Raw genomic sequence first — 18496 nt, 5'->3', positions numbered from 1 at the left:
GGGGCTGTACAATCGAATGTGTATGAATATACAGTATCGATGGGCGCGTCCGTGTAAGCAAACTCCAAGCGAAACATACACTATGGTGGCACAATAGCGCGCGCGCGGCGCCTGCGTGCGAAGCGATGGGCCGTAGCCAATGAAAACTAATCTCAACGCTGTTGGGCGCAAATGAAGTCTTTCCGTTTCGTCGACTTGTTCGCAGGGCTCGGCGGCTTTCACCTGGCGCTTGAGCGCCTAGGCGGAACCTGTGTCTTCGCAGCCGAGTGGCAGGAGCACCTTCGTGACCTGTATGAGGTCAATTTCGGGCTAAGACCAGCAGGTGACATAACACAGATATCACCGAAGGACGTCCCGAAGCATGACGTGCTGACCGCGGGGTTCCCATGTCAGCCGTTTTCGAAAGCGGGCGACCAACTCGGCTTCGAATGTACGAAGCAGGGCAATCTGTTTTTCAACGTCGAGGCCATCTTGAAAGAGAAAATGCCTCGGTTTTTTATTCTGGAAAATGTCCCGAACCTGCTGAAACATGATGGCGGCCGGACATGGGAACAGATTCAGGAAAAACTAGGGCTTGATGGCTTAGGCTACCACATCAAGGCCGAAAAATTGTCGCCGCACAATTTCGGGATTCCCCAGATTCGAGAGCGAGTCTACATCGTAGGCTCGAGGGAGCCGCTGACTAGCTTCGAGTGGCCCGAAAGGGTTGCCGGGACGACGTCTATCGAAACCATCCTGGACGAAAATCCACACGACGCGAGGCGCTTGTCCGCGCAGGTCACCGAGTGCCTTGAGGTCTGGAATGACTTCTTGGTTCGTAGTCCGCTGAAAGTGGAACTGCCATCGTTTCCGCTATGGTCGATGGAATGGGGAGCAAGTTATCCCTTCGAAGAGTCAACGCCGTATGCCGCGCTTGTAGAGAAGGGAAAGCGCGGTCTGTTCGATATGCGCGGGTCGCATGGAGTTCGGTTGGGTGACTGGGAGTCTGTCGACGACCGCTGGTCAGCGTTGCCCAGCCATGCCCGGACGGAGCAGATGCAGTTTCCCAAGTGGAAGCGGGACTTTATTAGGCAAAACCGCAAGTTTTACGCCGATAACAGGGAGTGGATTAACCCTTGGCTCCCGAAGATTTTAAAATTCCCTTCTAGCCTGCAGAAGCTCGAATGGAACGTGAAGGGTGGGGAACGAAACATTTGGGATTACGTATTGCAATTCAGAGCATCAGGTGTTCGGGTAAAGCGTCGGACCACGGCCCCCAGCCTGATTGCAATGACAGACACCCAAGTGCCCATTATCGGCTGGGAGCAGCGGTACATGACGCCAAAGGAGTGCGCGCGACTTCAGAGCCTGGAGGGGCTGGAGCAGTTACCGGCTACCCCCACCAAAGCTTTCCACGCATTGGGGAACGCCGTAAATTCCAGAGTGGTCGAGTTTGTCGCAGAGGCGCTATTGAACGGCACCAGGCGTGCGAATCTGCCCATAGCTCGTGGTAGCCGTGCGGACCGCCGCCTAGCGGAGATACCGGCGTGACTGATGAGAGCTATGAGCATGTGAGGAAGGTCGGCATTCGTCCGAAGGTGTCGATGCTCTCGGTACTGTCGAGACTCAACTATAAAGCCTGGTTCGCCGTAGCTGAGTTCGTCGACAACAGCGTTCAAAGCTATTTCGCAAACCGGCAGCAGTTGCAGCGCCTGCATGGAGACAACTTCGTCCTTAAGGTTGTCATCCGGTTGGATGCCGCGAGTCGACTCATCGAAATTGCTGACAACGCTGCGGGGATTCTCGGCCGCGACTTCCCGCGCGCCTTCCGCCCCGCCGAAGTGCCGCCGGACCGCAGCGGACTGTCCGAATTCGGCATGGGCATGAAGACCGCCGCTTGCTGGTTCACGAATACGTGGAGCGTCCGGACGAAAGCTCTTGGTGAGCCAGTGGAGCGAACGGTCCGATTCGACATTCACGACATTCTCGAAGGAAATCTCAATGACTTGAACGTCCAAGAGACGACGGCGAATACCTCATCTCACTACACCGTGGTCCGCCTCGAAAATCTGGGCAAGAAATTCCCTCAGACAAAAACACAAAAGAAGTTGCGGGACCATCTCGCCAGCATCTATCGGGTCTACATTCGTACGGGGGAAGTCGAACTTTACTTCGGCGACGACAACGCGCGTTTGACGTATGAAGAGCCGGAGAGCCTCGTAGCACCCCCGCACAACGCCCCTAACTCGCTGCCTATGCAGTGGCGAAAGGACATCAACTTCGAGTTGCCGGGTGGCCGGAGCGTATGGGGCTTTGCAGCGCTGCGCCGTGAAGCATCCACATCATATGCCGGCTTCGCGCTGTTTCGTCGAAATCGATTGATAGTGGGCAGCGATGATGAGACCTACAGGCCGCACGAAGTCTTCGGGAATACAAATAGCTATCGCTATCAGCGGCTTTTTGGAGAACTCCACGTTGAGGGTTTCGAGGTCAGCCACACAAAGGACGGATTCAGCTGGGACGAGTATGAGGAGGAGTTCCTTGACAGGCTGCGAGACCATCTGGAAGCTGAGCCGCTGAATCTCTTGAGGCAAGCCGAGCAGTATCGCGCCCGTCCCTCCAAGACGGCACTGCAGCCTCTGCTCAACGCAGCATCGCGGTCATTGGCGCTCGATATGGAGCAGCGTGGCGGGCCAGCGCTTTCCGGCAACTCTGATTCCGAGGAGCAGTCAGGCGGGAACGGCACACAGGGTACGGGTTTCGCGGACGACGCGGCGGCTCCTCTCATCGCAACAGAAAAAGCATTCTCAGTCCTGGTCGACGGTGCCGTGTGGAATGTCGCCGTGCGAACGTTGGTTGACCCGTCCGTTACGGATTGGCTCAAGGTGGGGAAAACCGAGCGTTCCCAACTGGGGCAGTTGCCGGTCAACGATGTTGCAATTGACGTGTCGATGGCCCACCCGTTTGTGCAGCAGTTTATCGGCCCTAAGAACGAAAACGCCGAGCTTTTCCTTCGAATCGCGGTGGCCGTTGCCTTAGCGGCGGTAAAGGCCAATCGGGGAGGCTATCCGTCTGCGCCAATGGTGAACTGGATGAACCGGCTTTTGCGCGAATCGCTCACAGGGGACCACGAATGAGCATTGTCGTTAAAGAGTTGAAAGACGTGCGCCCGCCGCTGCTGTGGGAGCCGACGGTTGGCACTGAGACCGATGACTTCGTTAAACGCAAGCAGGCAAACGACCAAATCCCACCAGAGGCACTGCAGCGTGTGGTTTTCGAGGCTCAGCAAATCCTCGGGCGTTGCGTGGACCCCGACGAAGGGCCCGAGGGTGCGACTGGCCTCGCGGTCGGCTATGTTCAGAGTGGCAAGACTTTGTCGTTCACGACGTTGGCCGCGCTCGCTCGTGATAACGGCTACGGAATGGTCGTGCTGATCGCGGGCGTGCTCGATAACCTGCTGAAGCAGACGCTCACGCGCCTCACCGCGGACCTGAATCTTGCCGGAGGGCTCGCCCGGCCGTGGGTACTTATTGATAGGCCAACGCCTGGCAAAGCGTCCGAGACCCAGTTGCGGCAGCATCTTACGAAGTGGAGCGACCCGACCCTGTCGCCATTGAAGAAACGCACGGTGATGGTTGTCGTGCTGAAGAATCATAAGCGCATGGGGAATCTTCGGGAATGCCTGAAGGGCCTCGACTTAAGCGCAGTACCGACCCTAGTCATCGACGATGAGGCAGACCAAGCCAGCTTGAATAACTTCGCTTACGCGAACAGGCGTACCGGAAGCAATAAGAAGAGTTCGAACTACAGCGAAGTTACGGCACTGAAGGCGCTCCTGCCGCACCACACCTACGTTCAATACACAGCGACGCCCCAGGCGCCGCTGCTTGTCGGGCTTTCGGATGCGCTATCGCCGAGCTTCGCGGAGTTGTTAAGCCCGGGCGACGGTTACGTCGGGGGCAAAGTCCTCTTCGCACCGCTCGCGAAATATTCGCGGGCAATCCCTGACGTCGAAGCGGATGCTTCGCTCGCCACGTCGCCTGACGGACCGCCAAAGACACTCGTCGATGCGCTTCGGATTTTTCTGCTGGGCGCGTGTGCGGTCGAAGCATCGGGGAAGGTCGCCCACCGGACGATGATGATTCACCCGTCGCAGCAAACGGTGTTTCACAGCGACTACCAGGTCTGGATTACTGACCTCATGGATGCCTGGCGCTCCATGGCAGGCAACGATGCATTGAAAGACGACTTCTTCGAGGATTTTCGCAAGGCACACACTGACCTTGCCGAAACCGTTGGCAACGCGCTTCCCTCCTTGGAGGAACTCGTGGACCATATGCCGTACGTGTTGAAGGCGGTCAACTATCGGGAAGTAAACTCAACTGGACCGGGGTCCGAGCCAGTGGACTGGTCCGGGTGCGAATATTGGATTTTGGTCGGCGGCGCAAAGCTCGACCGGGGCTTCACTGTCGAGGGTCTTACTGTGACCTACATGCCCCGTCCGATTGGCACCGGCAATGCAGACAATCTTCAACAGCGTGCGCGGTTCTACGGCTATAAACAGAAATACATCGGGTACTGCCGGGTATATCTGCGGCGAGAGGTTAGGGACGCTTTTCGTAACTACGTCGAGCACGAAGAGGCGATACACGAAAGCCTGCGAAAGACCCGGGGCCAGCCGCTGAGCCAGTGGAATCGACAGTTCACGCTCGACCGCGCTATGAATCCGACCCGGAGAAATGTCATTGGCATTCCTTTGGATGAGGTTGTCGCGTCCAACTGGGTTCATCCGAAAGCGGCGTTTGTGGACCCGCAGTGTGTCGAGGACAATCGTCAAGTCTTCGGGCAGTTCATCGCCCAGTTGGGGGGGCTCGCCAGCGGAATGCCGGCCAACGATGCAGACCCCGACCGCTACATCGACAAGCGCTCGGGCAAGAAGAACATCCTGTTCGAGAATGTGCCGCTTGAGGCCGTCATCGACGGCCTACTTGAGCGGCTGCGAATGGGCGACGGCGATGACGCCGTGCTGAGGGTTGGCTGCGTTCTCGCATTGCGACAGCTCATCAAGGACGGGCAGACGCACGCCGATATCTTCATCATCGGCGAACTGTCGGCGCAAAATCGTAGTAAGAAGGCTGGCGCGATTAACCAAGTTTTCCAAGGCAAGAATCCTGACACGACGGACCGCTCTAAGTTGCTGTATGGCGGTGACCGAGACTTCGCGTCGGCAAGCCGGGTTTCTCTGCATCTCCGCGCTTTCAATCTGCTGAACGCGACTACGAAGGCGCCGGAAGAGCAGGACGTACCATGGTTCGCCATGCACGTGCCCGAATCGCTCAAGAAGCGGCTGCTGATACAGACGGAGGGCGTGTAAGTGCAGGTTTCAGTGTGGCAGCAGTTTCAGGCGCTTAAAAAATCGAACGAGGGCGAGGCATCGGGGACAATCCGGTGCGGTGTTGGACGTCGGCATCTCCTGCTGAAAGGCGAGCGCGACGAACCGATTCTTTTGCTGGCGACGGCGCGAAGGCGCTCGCCCAGAGCGCCTATTAAGCTTAAGCACGTCAGCATCCAATTCGATTCTCGTTATGAAGTGACCGCAACTGAGACAGGGCAGTCGTCGAGCGAATGGTTTTGCAAGATCGGGTGTGATGCGAGCAGTGCCTCGTTACATGGCTACTTTGTCGAACTCCTTGCCGCAACAGCGAATGCTCTGCCAGGTCCGCTCGACGACTCGGCGGTCGACGAGGCCATCGAGGCATTGATGGAGTTGTTCCGGAAAATGGAGGTCCCATCTCGCGCATCCATGACGGGGCTTTGGGGAGAACTGCTTCTTATCAATGCCTCATCGTCACCGCAAACGATGGTGGACGCGTGGCATGTTGTGCCGACCGACGATTTCGATTTCTCCACCGATGCTTTCCGGATTGACGTTAAATCGACGGCAAGCACGAATCGAGAGCATGAATTCTCGCTGCGGCAGGTTCGGTCCGGCCGGCCAGATGACTTCATAGCCAGTGTCGTACTTCGCAGCAGCGCAGACGGATTGTCAGTCTTGGACCTTGCCCGGCGCATCGCGCCGCAACTCACCGGTGCGGGGCAAGCAAAGCTGTGGCAACTGGTCATCGATACCTTGGGCGATGACGCAGAATCGACCGAGTGGCAGACCTTCGATGTGGCAGCTGCGACAGCGTCGATTATGCTGGTGCCAGCTATACACATTCCGGCTCCTTCAATCGCTCCGGGCGATGCACAAGTCGTGTCGGAAGTTCGCTTCAGGGCGCGGATTGCAGCTGTCTGCAGCCAACACGCTGTGCCTGTTTCAAATATCTTTTGAGTTCGTGAATCGTGCATGCGGCTCTAAAAGAGCTTTACGGTGCATGAGCCGACAGATGATACTGCTCGGTTTCTATTAACTCTCAACTGCCGGCGCGACCGGCCGCGCCCTAATACCATTCGCCGCAAGCAGCTTGCGAAGCCGATCGTTTTCCAGAAAGAGCTCAACGATGACGACGGTCATGATGAAGGGCCCGACCACTGCCCGGCATGCCGGTAGAAGCCCATGCGCGGAGCGCGCATGCAATGGCGGTCACATTAGCGCGATGCGATCGAATACCCTGTTCATGCGACAGCCACTAGCGTTGCAGATAGCATCATTGTTCTCTGAGCCCCTTTAGCCTCAAGCACAGCCGCTCCCACCGGTCGCTCGCCACCTTCGCCAATGGCTTACGCGGGACGATCCGCTTTAACACAAGCAGCAAACCCGTTTCCTGACGCGCAAGATACGCTTGGACATCTTCGACGACGGTCTCCCGCGCCCACCCTTCCATTTCGGGCACGGCGAGCGGAGAGAGATTCTTTCCAAACACCGGTGCCACCTCTTCCCGAAGTATGCGATCAAGCTCATCGATGGAATAGCCGGACTGACGCAACGTATCTGCAATGGCCGCGTAGTCGTATTCCTGCAATTCTCGACCAACGAATAGCTCTGATAGTGCCTCCCACACCGGCGCACGTCGTTGGACACCCATCGGTTCTGTCGCGGCCATCACTTACTCACGGCGCGGGGATATAGAGAATCCAAGCCGGCATCCGCGCCATAGGCTGCCAGTAACCCGCCAGCAAACACGATCGCTCCCACGCAAACCGGTGCAGTCGCCGCACATACACCCATCGCAACCGCAGCGCCGCCGGCAGCCCAGCCGCCGACCAGACCGGCGCCGGCCAAAGCGCCTTGGCGCACGACTTCCCTTGGCTTATCGTCGGACTCGGCAACCTCATAGACGGCGACTGCAAGCGACACAAGCAAGAGCCGACGGCCGACCCGATCCAATTGGCCTGCTAGCCGCATTACCGCTTCATCGGGCCTGCCAGCCGCCTGAATGATTTCCTTATAAACACTTGCCTGGCGCTGCTCCGATAGCGAAGAAAAATCGTCTTTGTACAGTCGTCGCGCGTACTTCTCGGAAAGATCCGCGATGCTGCGACCTTCGCGCTTTAGCCGCATCGCGTAAGCGCGAGCCGTCGGGCTGCTCTTGCGCCGAGTCAGTTCCATGATCTGGTTTCGCATTTCCACCGCGCGCGCGGTTGCCTCACGAACGGACATGCGCCCCTCGTCGATAGCGGCCTGTAGTTCGGTCGGGACCATCGAAATATCGCGGGCGTATTGGAGCCGTGCTCGGGCATCGTGAATGCATACGCTCCCGAATTGGGAGGCCGTCGCTTGGAGACTCTTGAGTGCTTCCTCGAACGCTCGCCGTTCGTCGGATGTCGCCGGGACGGTATTGGTATCGGCCATTGTTTTGATCTTATTCGTTAGTGCGGACTTAACGCTAGCATTCGGGCAGCCAGCCCATCAGGCGGCCTTTCGAAGACGCAAGATCGATTTGCACAGCGTTAAGCGCGATCGGCGTTCACTCTCTCACTGTGGACAACCGGACGCATCGTTTTGCGGGATTATAGCTACGTTCCGCAGCCTGGGCGCCGCGAAGTACGCCAACGTAGCAGATCTTCGCCTCAGGCCGAACGGCGCAGGCGAAAATCGGACGGAATCTACCCCCGCCGCATACTCCGAAAAACCAACGGCCGCTCCCCCTTGCCCCCCGCATCCCGAGCAAACGCCACAACCTTCTCCACTTCCGCGTGCTTCGGCGATTTCGAACAAACCGGATCCGCGGCCCTAGCATCCCCCGTCAGCGCATAAGCCTGACACCTGCACCCACCGTGATCCTTACCGCGCTCGTCACAACTCCGGCAGGGCTCCTGCATCCAATCCTCGCCACGAAACGCATTAAACCCGCCACTCTCATACCAAACCTGAGAAAGCGAAACATCCCGCACGTTCGGCAGATCCAGCCCCGGTATCGTCTTCGCGGCATGACAAGGCAACGCCGTCCCATCCGGCGCAACGCCAAGAAAAACCGACCCCCACCCATTCATACAGGCCTTGGGCCGACTCTCGAAATAATCCGGCACGACAAACAAAATCCGGCACCTGTCCCCAACCATCGCCCGATACCGATTCACCGTATCCTCAGCCTCCCGCAACGCCTGTTGCGTGGGCATCAACTGTTCGCGATTGAGCAACGCCCACCCGTAGTACTGCGTATTCGCCAGCTCCAGATATTCAGCCCCGATATCCAGCGCCATCTCGATGATCTGCCCAACGTGCGGCAGATTGAACCGATGCAGCACACAGTTGAGCACCATCGGATACCCGTGCCCCTTGATCAACTGCGCGACCCTCCGCTTCAGCTCAAACGTCTTCGTACTCGAAAGAAAGTCATTCAACTCCCGCGACGAGTCTTGAAACGAAAGTTGAATATGGTCTAACCCAGCCACCTTCAACGCGGCGATCCGCGACTCCGTGAGCCCGACGCCGGACGTAATCAGATTCGTATAAAACCCGAGCCCCCGCGCATGCGCCACGAGCATTTCCAGATCATCCCGCACGAGCGGCTCACCACCAGAAAACCCGATCTGCACAGCCCCTAACGCTCTAGCCTCACTGATCACACGAAGCCAATCCTCGGTATCAAGCTCAGCCCCATGCTTCTCGAGATCCACTGGGTTATAACAAAACGCGCAATGCAGCGGACACCGGTACGTCAGTTCCGCAAGCAACCAAAGCGGCGGCGACCCCGACCTCGAAGCCGACCGACCACCTGAACCCGAAGCAGACTCCCGAGCCAGAGCATCCATCTCAAGCCACCCACCCACGCTGGCGCGCGTGATCTAAAAACCGATAAACATCGGCCGCCAGATCTTGCGCATTGAATAGCTCTTCGAGCTCGCTGATGATGTCATCGAGTTCCCGAGTCCCATCGCATCGAACCAGTATCTGTCCGGCGCTGGGATTGAGTTTCACCATCCCTTCGGGATAGAGCAGTACATACGCATCCTGCTCCGTCTCCCATTGCAGCCTGAACATCGGCAATAGGCGGGGCCTTAGCGGCGCTCCGCTCGTGGCGTTGGCATAGGTCATTGCGAGTACGCCTTTTCGACGGCATCGAGCATCGACCACAAAATGTCGAGCTTGAACGTGAGAATCTCGAGCGCGCGCTGCTGCATCGCTCTCGTCCGAAAATAATCGAGCGTGACGGCGAGTCCGTGCTCCACGTCGCGCGTCGCCAGCGGAATCCTGCTGCGAAAATATCCAAGCCCTTTCTGCTCGATCCAAGGATAAAGAGAAGGCCATCCCGAGAGCCGATCCTTATGGATCTGCGGGGCGAACATCTCCGTCAGCGATGAGCACACGGCTTCTTGCCAAGGCACACGCCGCGCGAAATTGACGTAAGCATCGACAGCGAAGCGCACGCCCGGCACGACATGTTCGAGCGACCAAAGCTCGTCCCGCGACAAACCCACCGCATCGGCCAAGCAAGCCCATGCCTCGATACCGCCGGGATCGTCGCCGTACCCGTCATGATCGAGAATGCGTTGCACCCATAGGCGCCTTGTCTCGCGATCTTCGCAATTGGACAAAATCGCCGCATCCTTCAACGGAATATTGATTTGATAGTAGAAGCGGTTCGCCACCCACCCACGTATTTCCTCGGGCGAGCACTGTCCGCTATTGAGCCGGATGTTGAACGGATGGTGAATGTGATAGCGCACGCCGAGCGCACGCAACTGCGTTTCGAACTGCTCGCGCGTCCAGGGCACGTCATCCGAACGCTCAAAAGCCGAACCCGGCTTGGCGATGGCGGGGCTGAGAATAGCGCTCAAGGCTGCACCTCTAATTGCATTCCGTCTTCCGCGATCTCGATGCCGTGTTCGCGCAAGCTTGCATGCGCGTCGGAGCGAGGATCGATGATCGGGTTCGTGTTGTTGATATGAATGAGTATTTTGCGCGTGGCGCTCGGCAACGTATCGAGCAATGCAATCATGCCGGCGTTGCCGTTCGCGGAGCATTGAGCCAGATGCCCCATGTCGGCCGCACGCTTCTTCGACAGACCGAGATCGATCATCTCGGTGTCGGTCCAAAACGTCCCGTCCACGAGAACGAGTTGCGCCGAACGCATCGCCGATACGACGGCGTCCGGTGCGTGCGCCAGACCCGGTGCGTAAAACGCGCGGGCGCCGGTCGTCAGGCTTTCGATAACGAGCGCGATGTTGTCGCCGGGAACCGGCGAATTGCGATGCGGCGAGTAGGGCGGCGCCGCGCTATCGATCGCAATCGCCGTGAAGCGCACGCCAACCAGGCGTTCGATGGAAAACGGTTCGCCCAGCGCGATCGGATGCTGCTCGACACCGCAATAGTGGCCAAGCAAAGGAATCAACGGAAAGGCACTCGACAAATCGTCGATCACGGGGCGCGTCGCATAGAGCGGCAGCGGGCCCGTGCGTTCGCGCAGCATGAGCAACCCGGTCACGTGATCGATTTGCGCATCGCAGAGCATGACGGCGGCGATGCCGCTATCGCGCAACGCGCGCGCGGGTTGAAGTTCGGGATGCGCGCGTAGCTGAGTCAGTATGTCGGGCGACGCATTGATGAGCAGCCAGTCTTCGCCGTTCTCGCTCACCGCGATCGATGACTGTGTGCGCGGCTTGAAGCCGTCCGTGCCTGCTCGCGTGCGCATGCAATTGGCGCAGTTGCAGTTCCATTGCGGCAGGCCACCGCCTGCGCCTGAGCCGAGAACCTTGATCAACATGGCATGGCCTTGGTAGTGGCCGCGCACGAGGGGAGTCAACCTCGCGCACGGCGTTCACCGCCTGTTAGCGGTTGGCGATGTACATCGTGATTTCAAAACCGAAGCGCAAGTCGGTATAAGCGGGCGTCGTCCATTGCATGGCTGTCTCCTTCATTGAGTTAAACATCGGTGAAACTGCGTAACCGCGTCGGTTGATAAGCGGTCGAATCGTTAAAGCAAGGGCTATGCCGATCGAAATCCGCACTAGGCGGCACACGATGGAAGACGAAAGCGGGGAACGTGTGAAAGCACTATGTGAGCGAGTCCATCGACCATCGCTACGCGGCCCGAAAGGAAAATGGAGGGACAGCAATCGGTGCGGACAGTTCGTGCAACAGCCGGTGTTTCAACGAGCGACACCCCTGTCGCAATTTGCGACAGGGGTTGCAAGAAGGAGAGGGATCGAAAAAAGAGGTGACGTTACTCGTCGCTGTCGCTCTTGAGCGGAGCGATGGAGGGCATCTTGCGGTAGAGCGTGGCGCGCGACACGCCGAGCGCCCGCGCGGCGGCCGAGACGTTGCCGCCGTGCAGGGCCAGCGTCGCGGCGATCGCTTGCGCTTCGACGTCCTGCAATCGCGTCGCTTGCTGAGCGGGCGTTTCAGTCGCGGGACCGGGGCCGAGAGCGGGAGCCGGCGCGGCAGCGGCGGCCGGCGCATCGTTGGCCTTTTGCAGATCGTCGAAAAAGTCGTCGGGCAGGTGTTCGCGGCGTATCTCGCCGTCGTCCTCCACCATGGCGGCCGCGGTGCGCAGCAAATTGCCCAGTTGCCTAAAGTTGCCGGGCCAGGAGCAGCGCTCGAAGAGTGTCATCACTTCGGGGGCAACGGACAGGTGCTGCCCCGCGCCTCCCCGCAGCGCTTCGCGTTCTAGCATTTTGCCGATGACGACCGCCAGATCCTTGCGTTCGCGCAGCGGCGGCAACTTCACGACGAGGCCGTTCAGCCGGTAATACAAATCCTCGCGGAAGCGGTTTTGCGCAATCATCTCGCGCAAATCGCGGTGGGTGGCGCAGACGATGGCGATATCGACCGGTATGGTCTTCGTCGACCCGAGCGGGTTCACGATCCGCTCTTGCAGCACGCGCAGCAGCCGTACTTGCAAGGGGTAGGGCATGTCGCCGATTTCATCGAGGAAGAGCGTGCCGCCGTGCGCCTGCACGATCTTCCCGACGGCGCCCTTGCGGCGCGCCCCCGTGAATGCGCCTTCCTCATAGCCGAATAATTCGGACTCGATTAGCGTCTCGGGGATCGACGCACAATTGACTGCGACGAACGGCCCGGAGCGCCGCGGCGATTCGTTGTGGATGGCCTGCGCGAGCAGTTCCTTGCCGGTGCCGGTTTCTCCGGTGATCAGCAACGGAATGTCCTTGCCGATGACCTTGCGTACTTTCGTGATGACGGTCGAGACTTGCGGATCGCCGGTATCGAGCTGGTCGAGCCTTAACGTGCGCAACGTGGTCCGCACGGCTGGGGTCGCTCCGGCCTGGGCTTGGCCGCCCGTCTCGCGGCGGCCTTCCGCCTGCCAGCCGCTCGCCGTCTGCAATGCGCGCCGGAAGGTCACGCTCGCGCAGACGGTTGCGCCGTTATACAGGTTCAGCGAAAGGATGGGCTCGCGGCTCGCGCGCAGGCGGTCGACCAGCTCGGCGCTCGTCATGCCGAATAGCGACGACAGCGTATGGGCGCGCAGCGCGGCCAATGGCAAGCCGAGTTGGAACTGGGCGCTGCGATTCGCGGAAAGAAAGCGGCCATCGCCAGTGAAGGCGGCAATGCCCTCCATCAACGTGCCCAAAAACTCGGGGCGGGAATGGAAGCCGACTTGCAAGGTGTCGCGAAACGTCGCCGAGAACAGATGATTCTCGATCATCTGAACCGACATCTTGGCGAGCGCCATCGTGTGCTGATGATAGCTGCGGTAGTCGCCCGTCACGTCGAGTACGCCGATCACGTCGCCGTATGGATCGAAGATCGGCACGCTCGAACACGTCAGAAATCGATTGGCCTCGAGAAAATGCTGGTCGCCGTGCACGACGGTCGCGCTGCGTTCGGCCAGCGCGGTGCCGATGGCGTTCGTCCCCTGCCTGTCCTCCGACCATTGCGCGCCGGGGCGCAGAGCGACTTTCTCGGCGCGCGCGAGGAAATCGTCGTCGCCGATCGAATGCAAGATCAAACCCTGCGCATCGGTCAGCACGACCATGCTTTCGGTATTGACGATCTGGTCGCGCAGCGTCTCCATTACCGGCATCGCATGCGCGCAAAGGATGCGGTTTTGTTCGACCTTGAGCGCGAGTTCGGACGTCGGCAGGATGTCGTAGTCGGGGCGTGCGCCCGTCAATAGCCCATAGCCTTGGGAGCGTTCATGTGCTTTCTGAATACCTGGCGTGGGCCAACTCGACTCGCCACCCGCCACGGCGCGCCCGGGGCGATGTACGACGTTGCGCATTGTCTCCTCCTGATCGAGCGCCGGCTGCCGCCGAGACGCTTTTGCCTCCGACAAGAGCAAAAAATGCGCCAGCTAACAACCGCGTGCGATACCGTCCTCTCAAAGCGCAATCGATCGGCATCGATCCAATACGATGACGCCCGATCGCACAAAGGAGTATCGGGGGATATCCCAATCCTTGCAGGCGGATGCGCAATTTCAAAACGGCGGTCGCCGTTAGTCCCACGCGTATCGTACGCCTATCCAGGCTCCTCTCGGTGCTCCGGCGCCGACGAATTGCTCGTTCACCGGCGATTGTCCATTGAATGTATGGTTCGGGCCGTTAAAGAAATTCTGGCCCAGCACGCCGTAGCTCGCATAGCGCTTGTTCAACACGTTGGTCACCGTCGCAAACACGCGAAAGCGCTTGGTCACGTCGTAGGCGGTATCGAAGTCGATTAAGAAGTAGCCGGGGATTTTGCCGTTCACGTCTTGGTTGTTTTGGTCTCCTTGTGCATAGACGCCGTCGCGATACGTCAGGCTGGTGCCGATCGTCCATTTCGGCGTTGCCGCGTAGTCGAGTCGCAGCTTCACGGTATTGGCAGGGATCCCGGGTATGCGGTTGCCGGAGCGGACGCTGATGTTGCCGCTTGTGTCCGCACTCGAATTGCTCGGGCTGCTTGCGGTCCAACCGGAGCGATAGGTGGCGTCGGTGTAGCTATAGCTCGCCGTCACGCCGAGCTTGCCCCATTGCGTATGACCTGAAAGCTCGATCCCTTGGCGGCGCGTCTTGCCGACGTTCTGGAAAAATCCTTGTGCCGAGGTGGGCGCGCTGATGAATTCGATGTCGTCGAACAGCGTCGTGCGGTAGACGGCCGCGCTCCACGTGGTATGGCTGCCGATGCGGCCTCGTGCCCCCGCCTCCAAGGTCTTCGAGATGACGGGCGCCAGCGCGGGGTCCGAAACGAAGTCGTTGGGCAGCGAGCACGGCGCGGCAGGGTCGGCGCACGTCAGCTCGATCGCGGTCGGCGTGCGCATTCCCTCGTTGTAGCTGACGTAGGCGGTGAAGCCCGGCGTGGGATTCCAAGTGAGTCCGATCGCGGGATTCAGGCGAGAGAACACATGGCTGCCGTCGAGTTGCGGCTGCACGCCGCTTTCGTCGCCGATCTTGGCTTTCGCCCAGTCGTAGCGGCCCGAGAGCGTCAATGTCCATTGCTTCGTCAGCGATAGCGTGTCTTGCACGTAGGCGGCGAGGTTCGCGTCGCGCGTTCTCGCATCGACCTTGCGAGTGAAATCGCCGATGCCGATCGCCGCGCGTGAATCGGTGAAGGAGGCATCCTGCGTCGATTCGGTGTAATGCGAGTTCGCAAAGTCGGCTGCCACGCCGGCCACGAACTGGTTCTGCATCGCCCCGAGCTTGCCGAGTAACGTCAACTGTAGGCTCGCACCGTAGCTGTCGGTGCCGACCATCGATTTGACGTTGCTGCCTTGGAGCCTATCGATCGACCCGTCGGGGCCGACGGTGCCGTAATCGGTGTTGTTGTTGCTGCTGAGGTTCCTACTGACGAACCGGCGAAAGTAGACGTTCCCGCTCAATTCGGTGTAGTCGTTGAAGTAGTGCTGGCCCGACAGCGTCGCATAGCCGGCGCTGTTCAAATTCTGGTCGGGGTAGGTATAGGCCTGTCGATAGTTGTTCAGGAACGAGCGCGGAATCGTCTGCGTGCCTTGCAAGTCGTTGTCGGCACCGCCGGCCGAGAAGGAGATCGTGGTATCGGCATCGGTATAGCGCAGCTTGCCGAAGCCCTGGCGCACGCGGCTCGAATTGTGGTCGGCCCAGCCGTTGTCGTTTGCGACGTTGCCGGTCACGTAATAATCGAGGTTGTGACCGATTGTGCCGCCTTGTTCCAGTGCCACCGTTTTGCGGCCCCATGAGCCACCGGTGATCTCGATGTCGCCGCCCGGGTGCGTCTTGCCGTCTTTCGTCGAAATGGCCAAGGCGCCGCCGAGCGTGTTCAATCCGAACATCGGGCTCGAACCGGGCATGAGCTCGATGGTGTCGATGGCTTGCTGCGCAATCCAATCCCAGTTCACGACGTTGCCGAACGGCTCGTTGATGCGCACGCCGTCCATGAAGACGGAAAGACCTTCGGGCGTGCCGAGCAACGGCGAGGCGGTGAAGCCTCGGTAGTTGACGTTCGCTTGGTACGGGTTGCCCTGTGCGTCGTTGACGTCGATGCTCGGCAGGTTCTTCTCGAAGTAGTCGCTCAGCGTCTCGCGATGTTGCCGCTCGAGTTCCTTCGCGCGCACGACGAGCACGTTTGCCGCCACCTGCGTCATCGGCAAGCCGATGCCCGCGAGCGGCGTCGTGCCGACTACGACAACGGGCTCGAGCGTCGCGACGAGGGTAGCGGCGGCCGAGGTTGCGCGAGGCACCGCCCGCTCGGGCGCGCTCTGCGCGTGTGCGGGAAGTGCAAGCCCCGCAAGCGTGCTCGCGATGACGCGCACCGCGAAGCGCGTGACCGGTTGGGATGCATGGGGGCAATGGGGCAGCGTTCGATGGACATGAGCAGTACTCCTAATCATGCGGCCACCACTGCACCAGCTCGTCACCTATCGCGGACCGTCTCATCGTCTCCTCCAATCGTCTCGCTCGTCTCGTTGTGTACCTCTGGCGGGTGCGTTAAGGCGAGAACCATGCCAATGCCGGCCGCATCGATCGTTTGCTGAAGATCGCCCTATCGATAGCGCAGTCGCTACGAATGCCGATAGGGACCATTCGATGTCTCATCGGGCGCACGGTGTCTCGTTTCGCGACACCCCGATCGTCGAAGGTGTTTCAGTTTTTGACGGGCGCGAACGATGGACGGCTCGACGCTCATGCGGGGAAGCGGCCATTCACGCTTTGCGCGGGCCTCCCGCGCCGATGGCACACCCTTTGCGTTCAGCGTGGCCCGCGGCCATTCGTCGCGCGTCGAGCCTCCATCCTCGACGCCGTCGCGCCGCGATAAATCGACGAACCTAGCTTGGCATGGGACCGGCATTGGGCATTGAGTGAGACGCCCACTCCGGCCGACACAGGAGACACACATGAATCGAAGGTCCTCTTCGGCCGTTTGGCGGAAGGCGCTCGCAGCTTGCGCACTCGCCTCCATCGGCCTCGCCCCGCATCTCTCGAACGCAGCAGACGACTATCCCGCGGTCACTTTCGACCGCTTGACGAACGCGCAAAGCGATCCGGGCTGGCTTACCTACTATCGCACCTACGACGGGCAGTCTCATTCCCCGGCCAAGCAGATCGACACGAGCAACGTGAAGAAGCTCGGGCTCGCATGGAGCTATAAGTTCCCGGCCGATTTGCAGCAGGGTTTCGAGGCCACGCCGATCGTCAACGGCCGGTACATGTTCGTGACCACGCCGAAGGACAACGTCTACGCCTTCGATGCGGTGACGGGCAAGGCGCTCTGGAAGTACGAGCCGAACCTCGGTCCGGAAGCGTTCAAGAACGCATGCTGCGACGTCGTCAATCGCGGCGTCGCGCTGTACGGCAAGAATGCCTACATCGCGATGCTCAACGGCGAGATCGTCGCGCTCGACGCGCAATCGGGCGCCGTCGCGTGGAAGAAGCGGATGTTCGATCCGGGCACGGGTTACGCGTTCTCGCTCGCACCGCTTGCGATCGACGGCGCGATCGTCGTGGGCAACTCGGGCGGCGAGTACGGCGCGCGTGGTTTTATCGCGGCGCTCGATCCCGAGAACGGAAACTTGCTCTGGAAGCGCACGACGATCCCCGGCGCGAAAGAAAAGGGCGGCGATACTTGGCCCGACGGCATGCAAGAGCACGGCGGCGGCGCTTCGTGGCTGACGGGTACGTTCGATCCGGCAACGAAGACGCTCTTTTGGGGTGTCGGCAATCCGGGGCCGTGGCTCGCGTCGCTGCGTCCCGGCAACAACCTGTACAGCGATTCGCTGCTCGCCCTCGATCCAAAAACCGGCGAGATCAAATGGCACTACCAATACACGCGTAACGATACGTGGGACTACGACGGCGTGAATACGCCGATCCTCGCGAAGATCGAGCACGGCGGTAAGGACTACGACGCGATCATTCACGCGGACCGCAACGGCTTCTTCCACGCGATCGACCGTTCGACGGGCAAGCTCATCTATGCGAGCGCGTTCGTGAAAGCGACGTCGGTCACGGGGTACACGGCGGATGGCGAGCCGATCGAGGATCGCTCGAAGTTCCCGAACGTCGGCACGACGATCGATACGTGCCCGAGCTTCCTCGGCGGCAAGAACTGGTGGTCGGTCTCCTACGATCCGGAGAAGCACTTGGCCTTCGTGCCGTCGCTGCATGCGTGCATGAGCTTGTCGGGTAAGTCGGTGAGCTACATGGAGGGCCTGCCCTATCTCGGCGAAGGCTTCGAGATCAAGCCGGAACCGGGCAGCAAGGGCTACGGCGAGTTGCAAGCAATCGACGTGAACACCGGCAAGAAGGTGTGGAGCCACTGGAGCAAGATGCCCTGGAACGGCGGCGTGGCCAGCACGGCAGGCGGCCTTGCCTTCAGCGGTTCGCTCGACGGCCATCTCTACGCATTCGACGCGGCCACGGGCAAGGTGCTCTGGCAAAGCCCGAAGCTGGCGAGCGGCATCATCGCGCAACCGTCGGTGTTCGAGGCCGATGGGCAAGAGTACGTCGCGGTCCTCGCGGGCTATGGCGGCGCGAACCCGATCTGGGGCGGCCCGATGGCGAAGACGGCGGACAAGGTACCGCGCGGCGGCACGCTCTACGTGTTCGCGTTGCATCACGGCTGATCCGTTCGGCCTGCTTCGGCCTTCTTCGGCCTCGGTTAGTTAGCCTTATCCAAAGCGCTCGATTGTCGCGGCCGCCTGCCCAGCGCGGCGGCCGCGGC

14 protein-coding genes are annotated in these 18496 nt (G+C 60.0%); 5 read left to right on the top strand and 9 right to left on the bottom strand.

The features are described 5' to 3' along the window. Positions 1-171 precede the first annotated feature (171 nt). The 4 genes from DXT59_RS18105 to DXT59_RS18090 are packed head-to-tail and all read left to right on the top strand — an operon-like array spanning position 172 to position 6313. On the top strand, positions 172-1530 hold the full coding sequence (locus DXT59_RS18105) for a DNA cytosine methyltransferase (protein ID WP_116138241.1): 1359 nt from the start codon (positions 172-174) through the stop codon (positions 1528-1530). Next, on the top strand, positions 1527-3116 hold the full coding sequence (locus DXT59_RS18100; protein WP_240324566.1) for an ATP-binding protein: 1590 nt from the start codon (positions 1527-1529) through the stop codon (positions 3114-3116). The genes DXT59_RS18105 and DXT59_RS18100 overlap by 4 nt, the downstream gene beginning before the upstream one ends. After that, entirely contained in the window at positions 3113-5353 is a 2241-nt protein-coding gene (locus DXT59_RS18095; RefSeq protein ID WP_116138239.1) for a Z1 domain-containing protein, read from the top strand. The genes DXT59_RS18100 and DXT59_RS18095 overlap by 4 nt, the downstream gene beginning before the upstream one ends. Next, positions 5354-6313 (top strand): PD-(D/E)XK motif protein, encoded by a 960-nt coding sequence (locus tag DXT59_RS18090; RefSeq protein ID WP_240324565.1) that lies wholly within the window; start codon positions 5354-5356, stop codon positions 6311-6313. It begins immediately after the preceding gene. A 316-nt stretch (positions 6314-6629) separates the two neighbouring features. Here the strand turns inward: DXT59_RS18090 and DXT59_RS18085 are convergent, their stop codons facing one another. From DXT59_RS18085 to DXT59_RS18045, 9 genes are all read right to left on the bottom strand, one after another. After that, positions 6630-7025 (bottom strand): DUF7079 family protein, encoded by a 396-nt coding sequence (locus DXT59_RS18085; RefSeq protein ID WP_162878131.1) that lies wholly within the window; start codon positions 7023-7025, stop codon positions 6630-6632. Continuing rightward, on the bottom strand, positions 7025-7624 hold the full coding sequence (locus DXT59_RS18080; protein ID WP_162878130.1) for a hypothetical protein: 600 nt from the start codon (positions 7622-7624) through the stop codon (positions 7025-7027). The genes DXT59_RS18085 and DXT59_RS18080 overlap by 1 nt, the downstream gene beginning before the upstream one ends. A 404-nt stretch (positions 7625-8028) precedes the next feature. Further along, positions 8029-9177 (bottom strand): pyrroloquinoline quinone biosynthesis protein PqqE, encoded by a 1149-nt coding sequence (gene pqqE / locus DXT59_RS18075; protein ID WP_116138236.1) that lies wholly within the window; start codon positions 9175-9177, stop codon positions 8029-8031. Position 9178: 1 nt separating this feature from the next. Further along, positions 9179-9460, bottom strand: a complete 282-nt coding sequence (gene pqqD / locus DXT59_RS18070; RefSeq protein ID WP_116138235.1) for a pyrroloquinoline quinone biosynthesis peptide chaperone PqqD — start codon at positions 9458-9460, stop codon at positions 9179-9181. Next, a complete protein-coding gene (gene pqqC, locus DXT59_RS18065; protein ID WP_116138276.1) occupies positions 9457-10179 on the bottom strand; it encodes a pyrroloquinoline-quinone synthase PqqC in 723 nt (240 codons plus the stop codon). The genes pqqD and pqqC overlap by 4 nt, the downstream gene beginning before the upstream one ends. Before the next feature lie 20 nt (positions 10180-10199). Beyond that, positions 10200-11129: a pyrroloquinoline quinone biosynthesis protein PqqB gene (gene pqqB, locus DXT59_RS18060; RefSeq protein WP_116138275.1), complete on the bottom strand. Its 930-nt coding sequence runs from the start codon at positions 11127-11129 to the stop codon at positions 10200-10202. Between the two features lie 64 nt (positions 11130-11193). Further along, entirely contained in the window at positions 11194-11268 is a 75-nt protein-coding gene (pqqA, locus tag DXT59_RS18055; protein ID WP_006410019.1) for a pyrroloquinoline quinone precursor peptide PqqA, read from the bottom strand. A gap of 320 nt (positions 11269-11588) precedes the next feature. Further along, positions 11589-13604, bottom strand: coding sequence for a sigma-54-dependent Fis family transcriptional regulator (locus tag DXT59_RS18050; RefSeq protein WP_116138234.1), 2016 nt, complete (start codon positions 13602-13604; stop codon positions 11589-11591). A 216-nt stretch (positions 13605-13820) separates the two neighbouring features. Next, positions 13821-16166, bottom strand: coding sequence for a TonB-dependent receptor (locus DXT59_RS18045; protein ID WP_116138233.1), 2346 nt, complete (start codon positions 16164-16166; stop codon positions 13821-13823). 504 nt (positions 16167-16670) lie between these two features. Here DXT59_RS18045 and DXT59_RS18035 point away from each other — a divergent pair. After that, positions 16671-18398: a methanol/ethanol family PQQ-dependent dehydrogenase gene (locus DXT59_RS18035; RefSeq protein ID WP_116138231.1), complete on the top strand. Its 1728-nt coding sequence runs from the start codon at positions 16671-16673 to the stop codon at positions 18396-18398. Positions 18399-18496: the final 98 nt, after the last annotated feature.

Origin of the sequence: Trinickia diaoshuihuensis (genome assembly GCF_003390925.1) — a bacterium.
GTDB lineage: Bacteria > Pseudomonadota > Gammaproteobacteria > Burkholderiales > Burkholderiaceae > Trinickia > Trinickia diaoshuihuensis.
The sequence above is the reverse complement of the archived record's forward strand: the minus strand, read 5'-3'. Positions and strand labels throughout refer to the sequence as shown.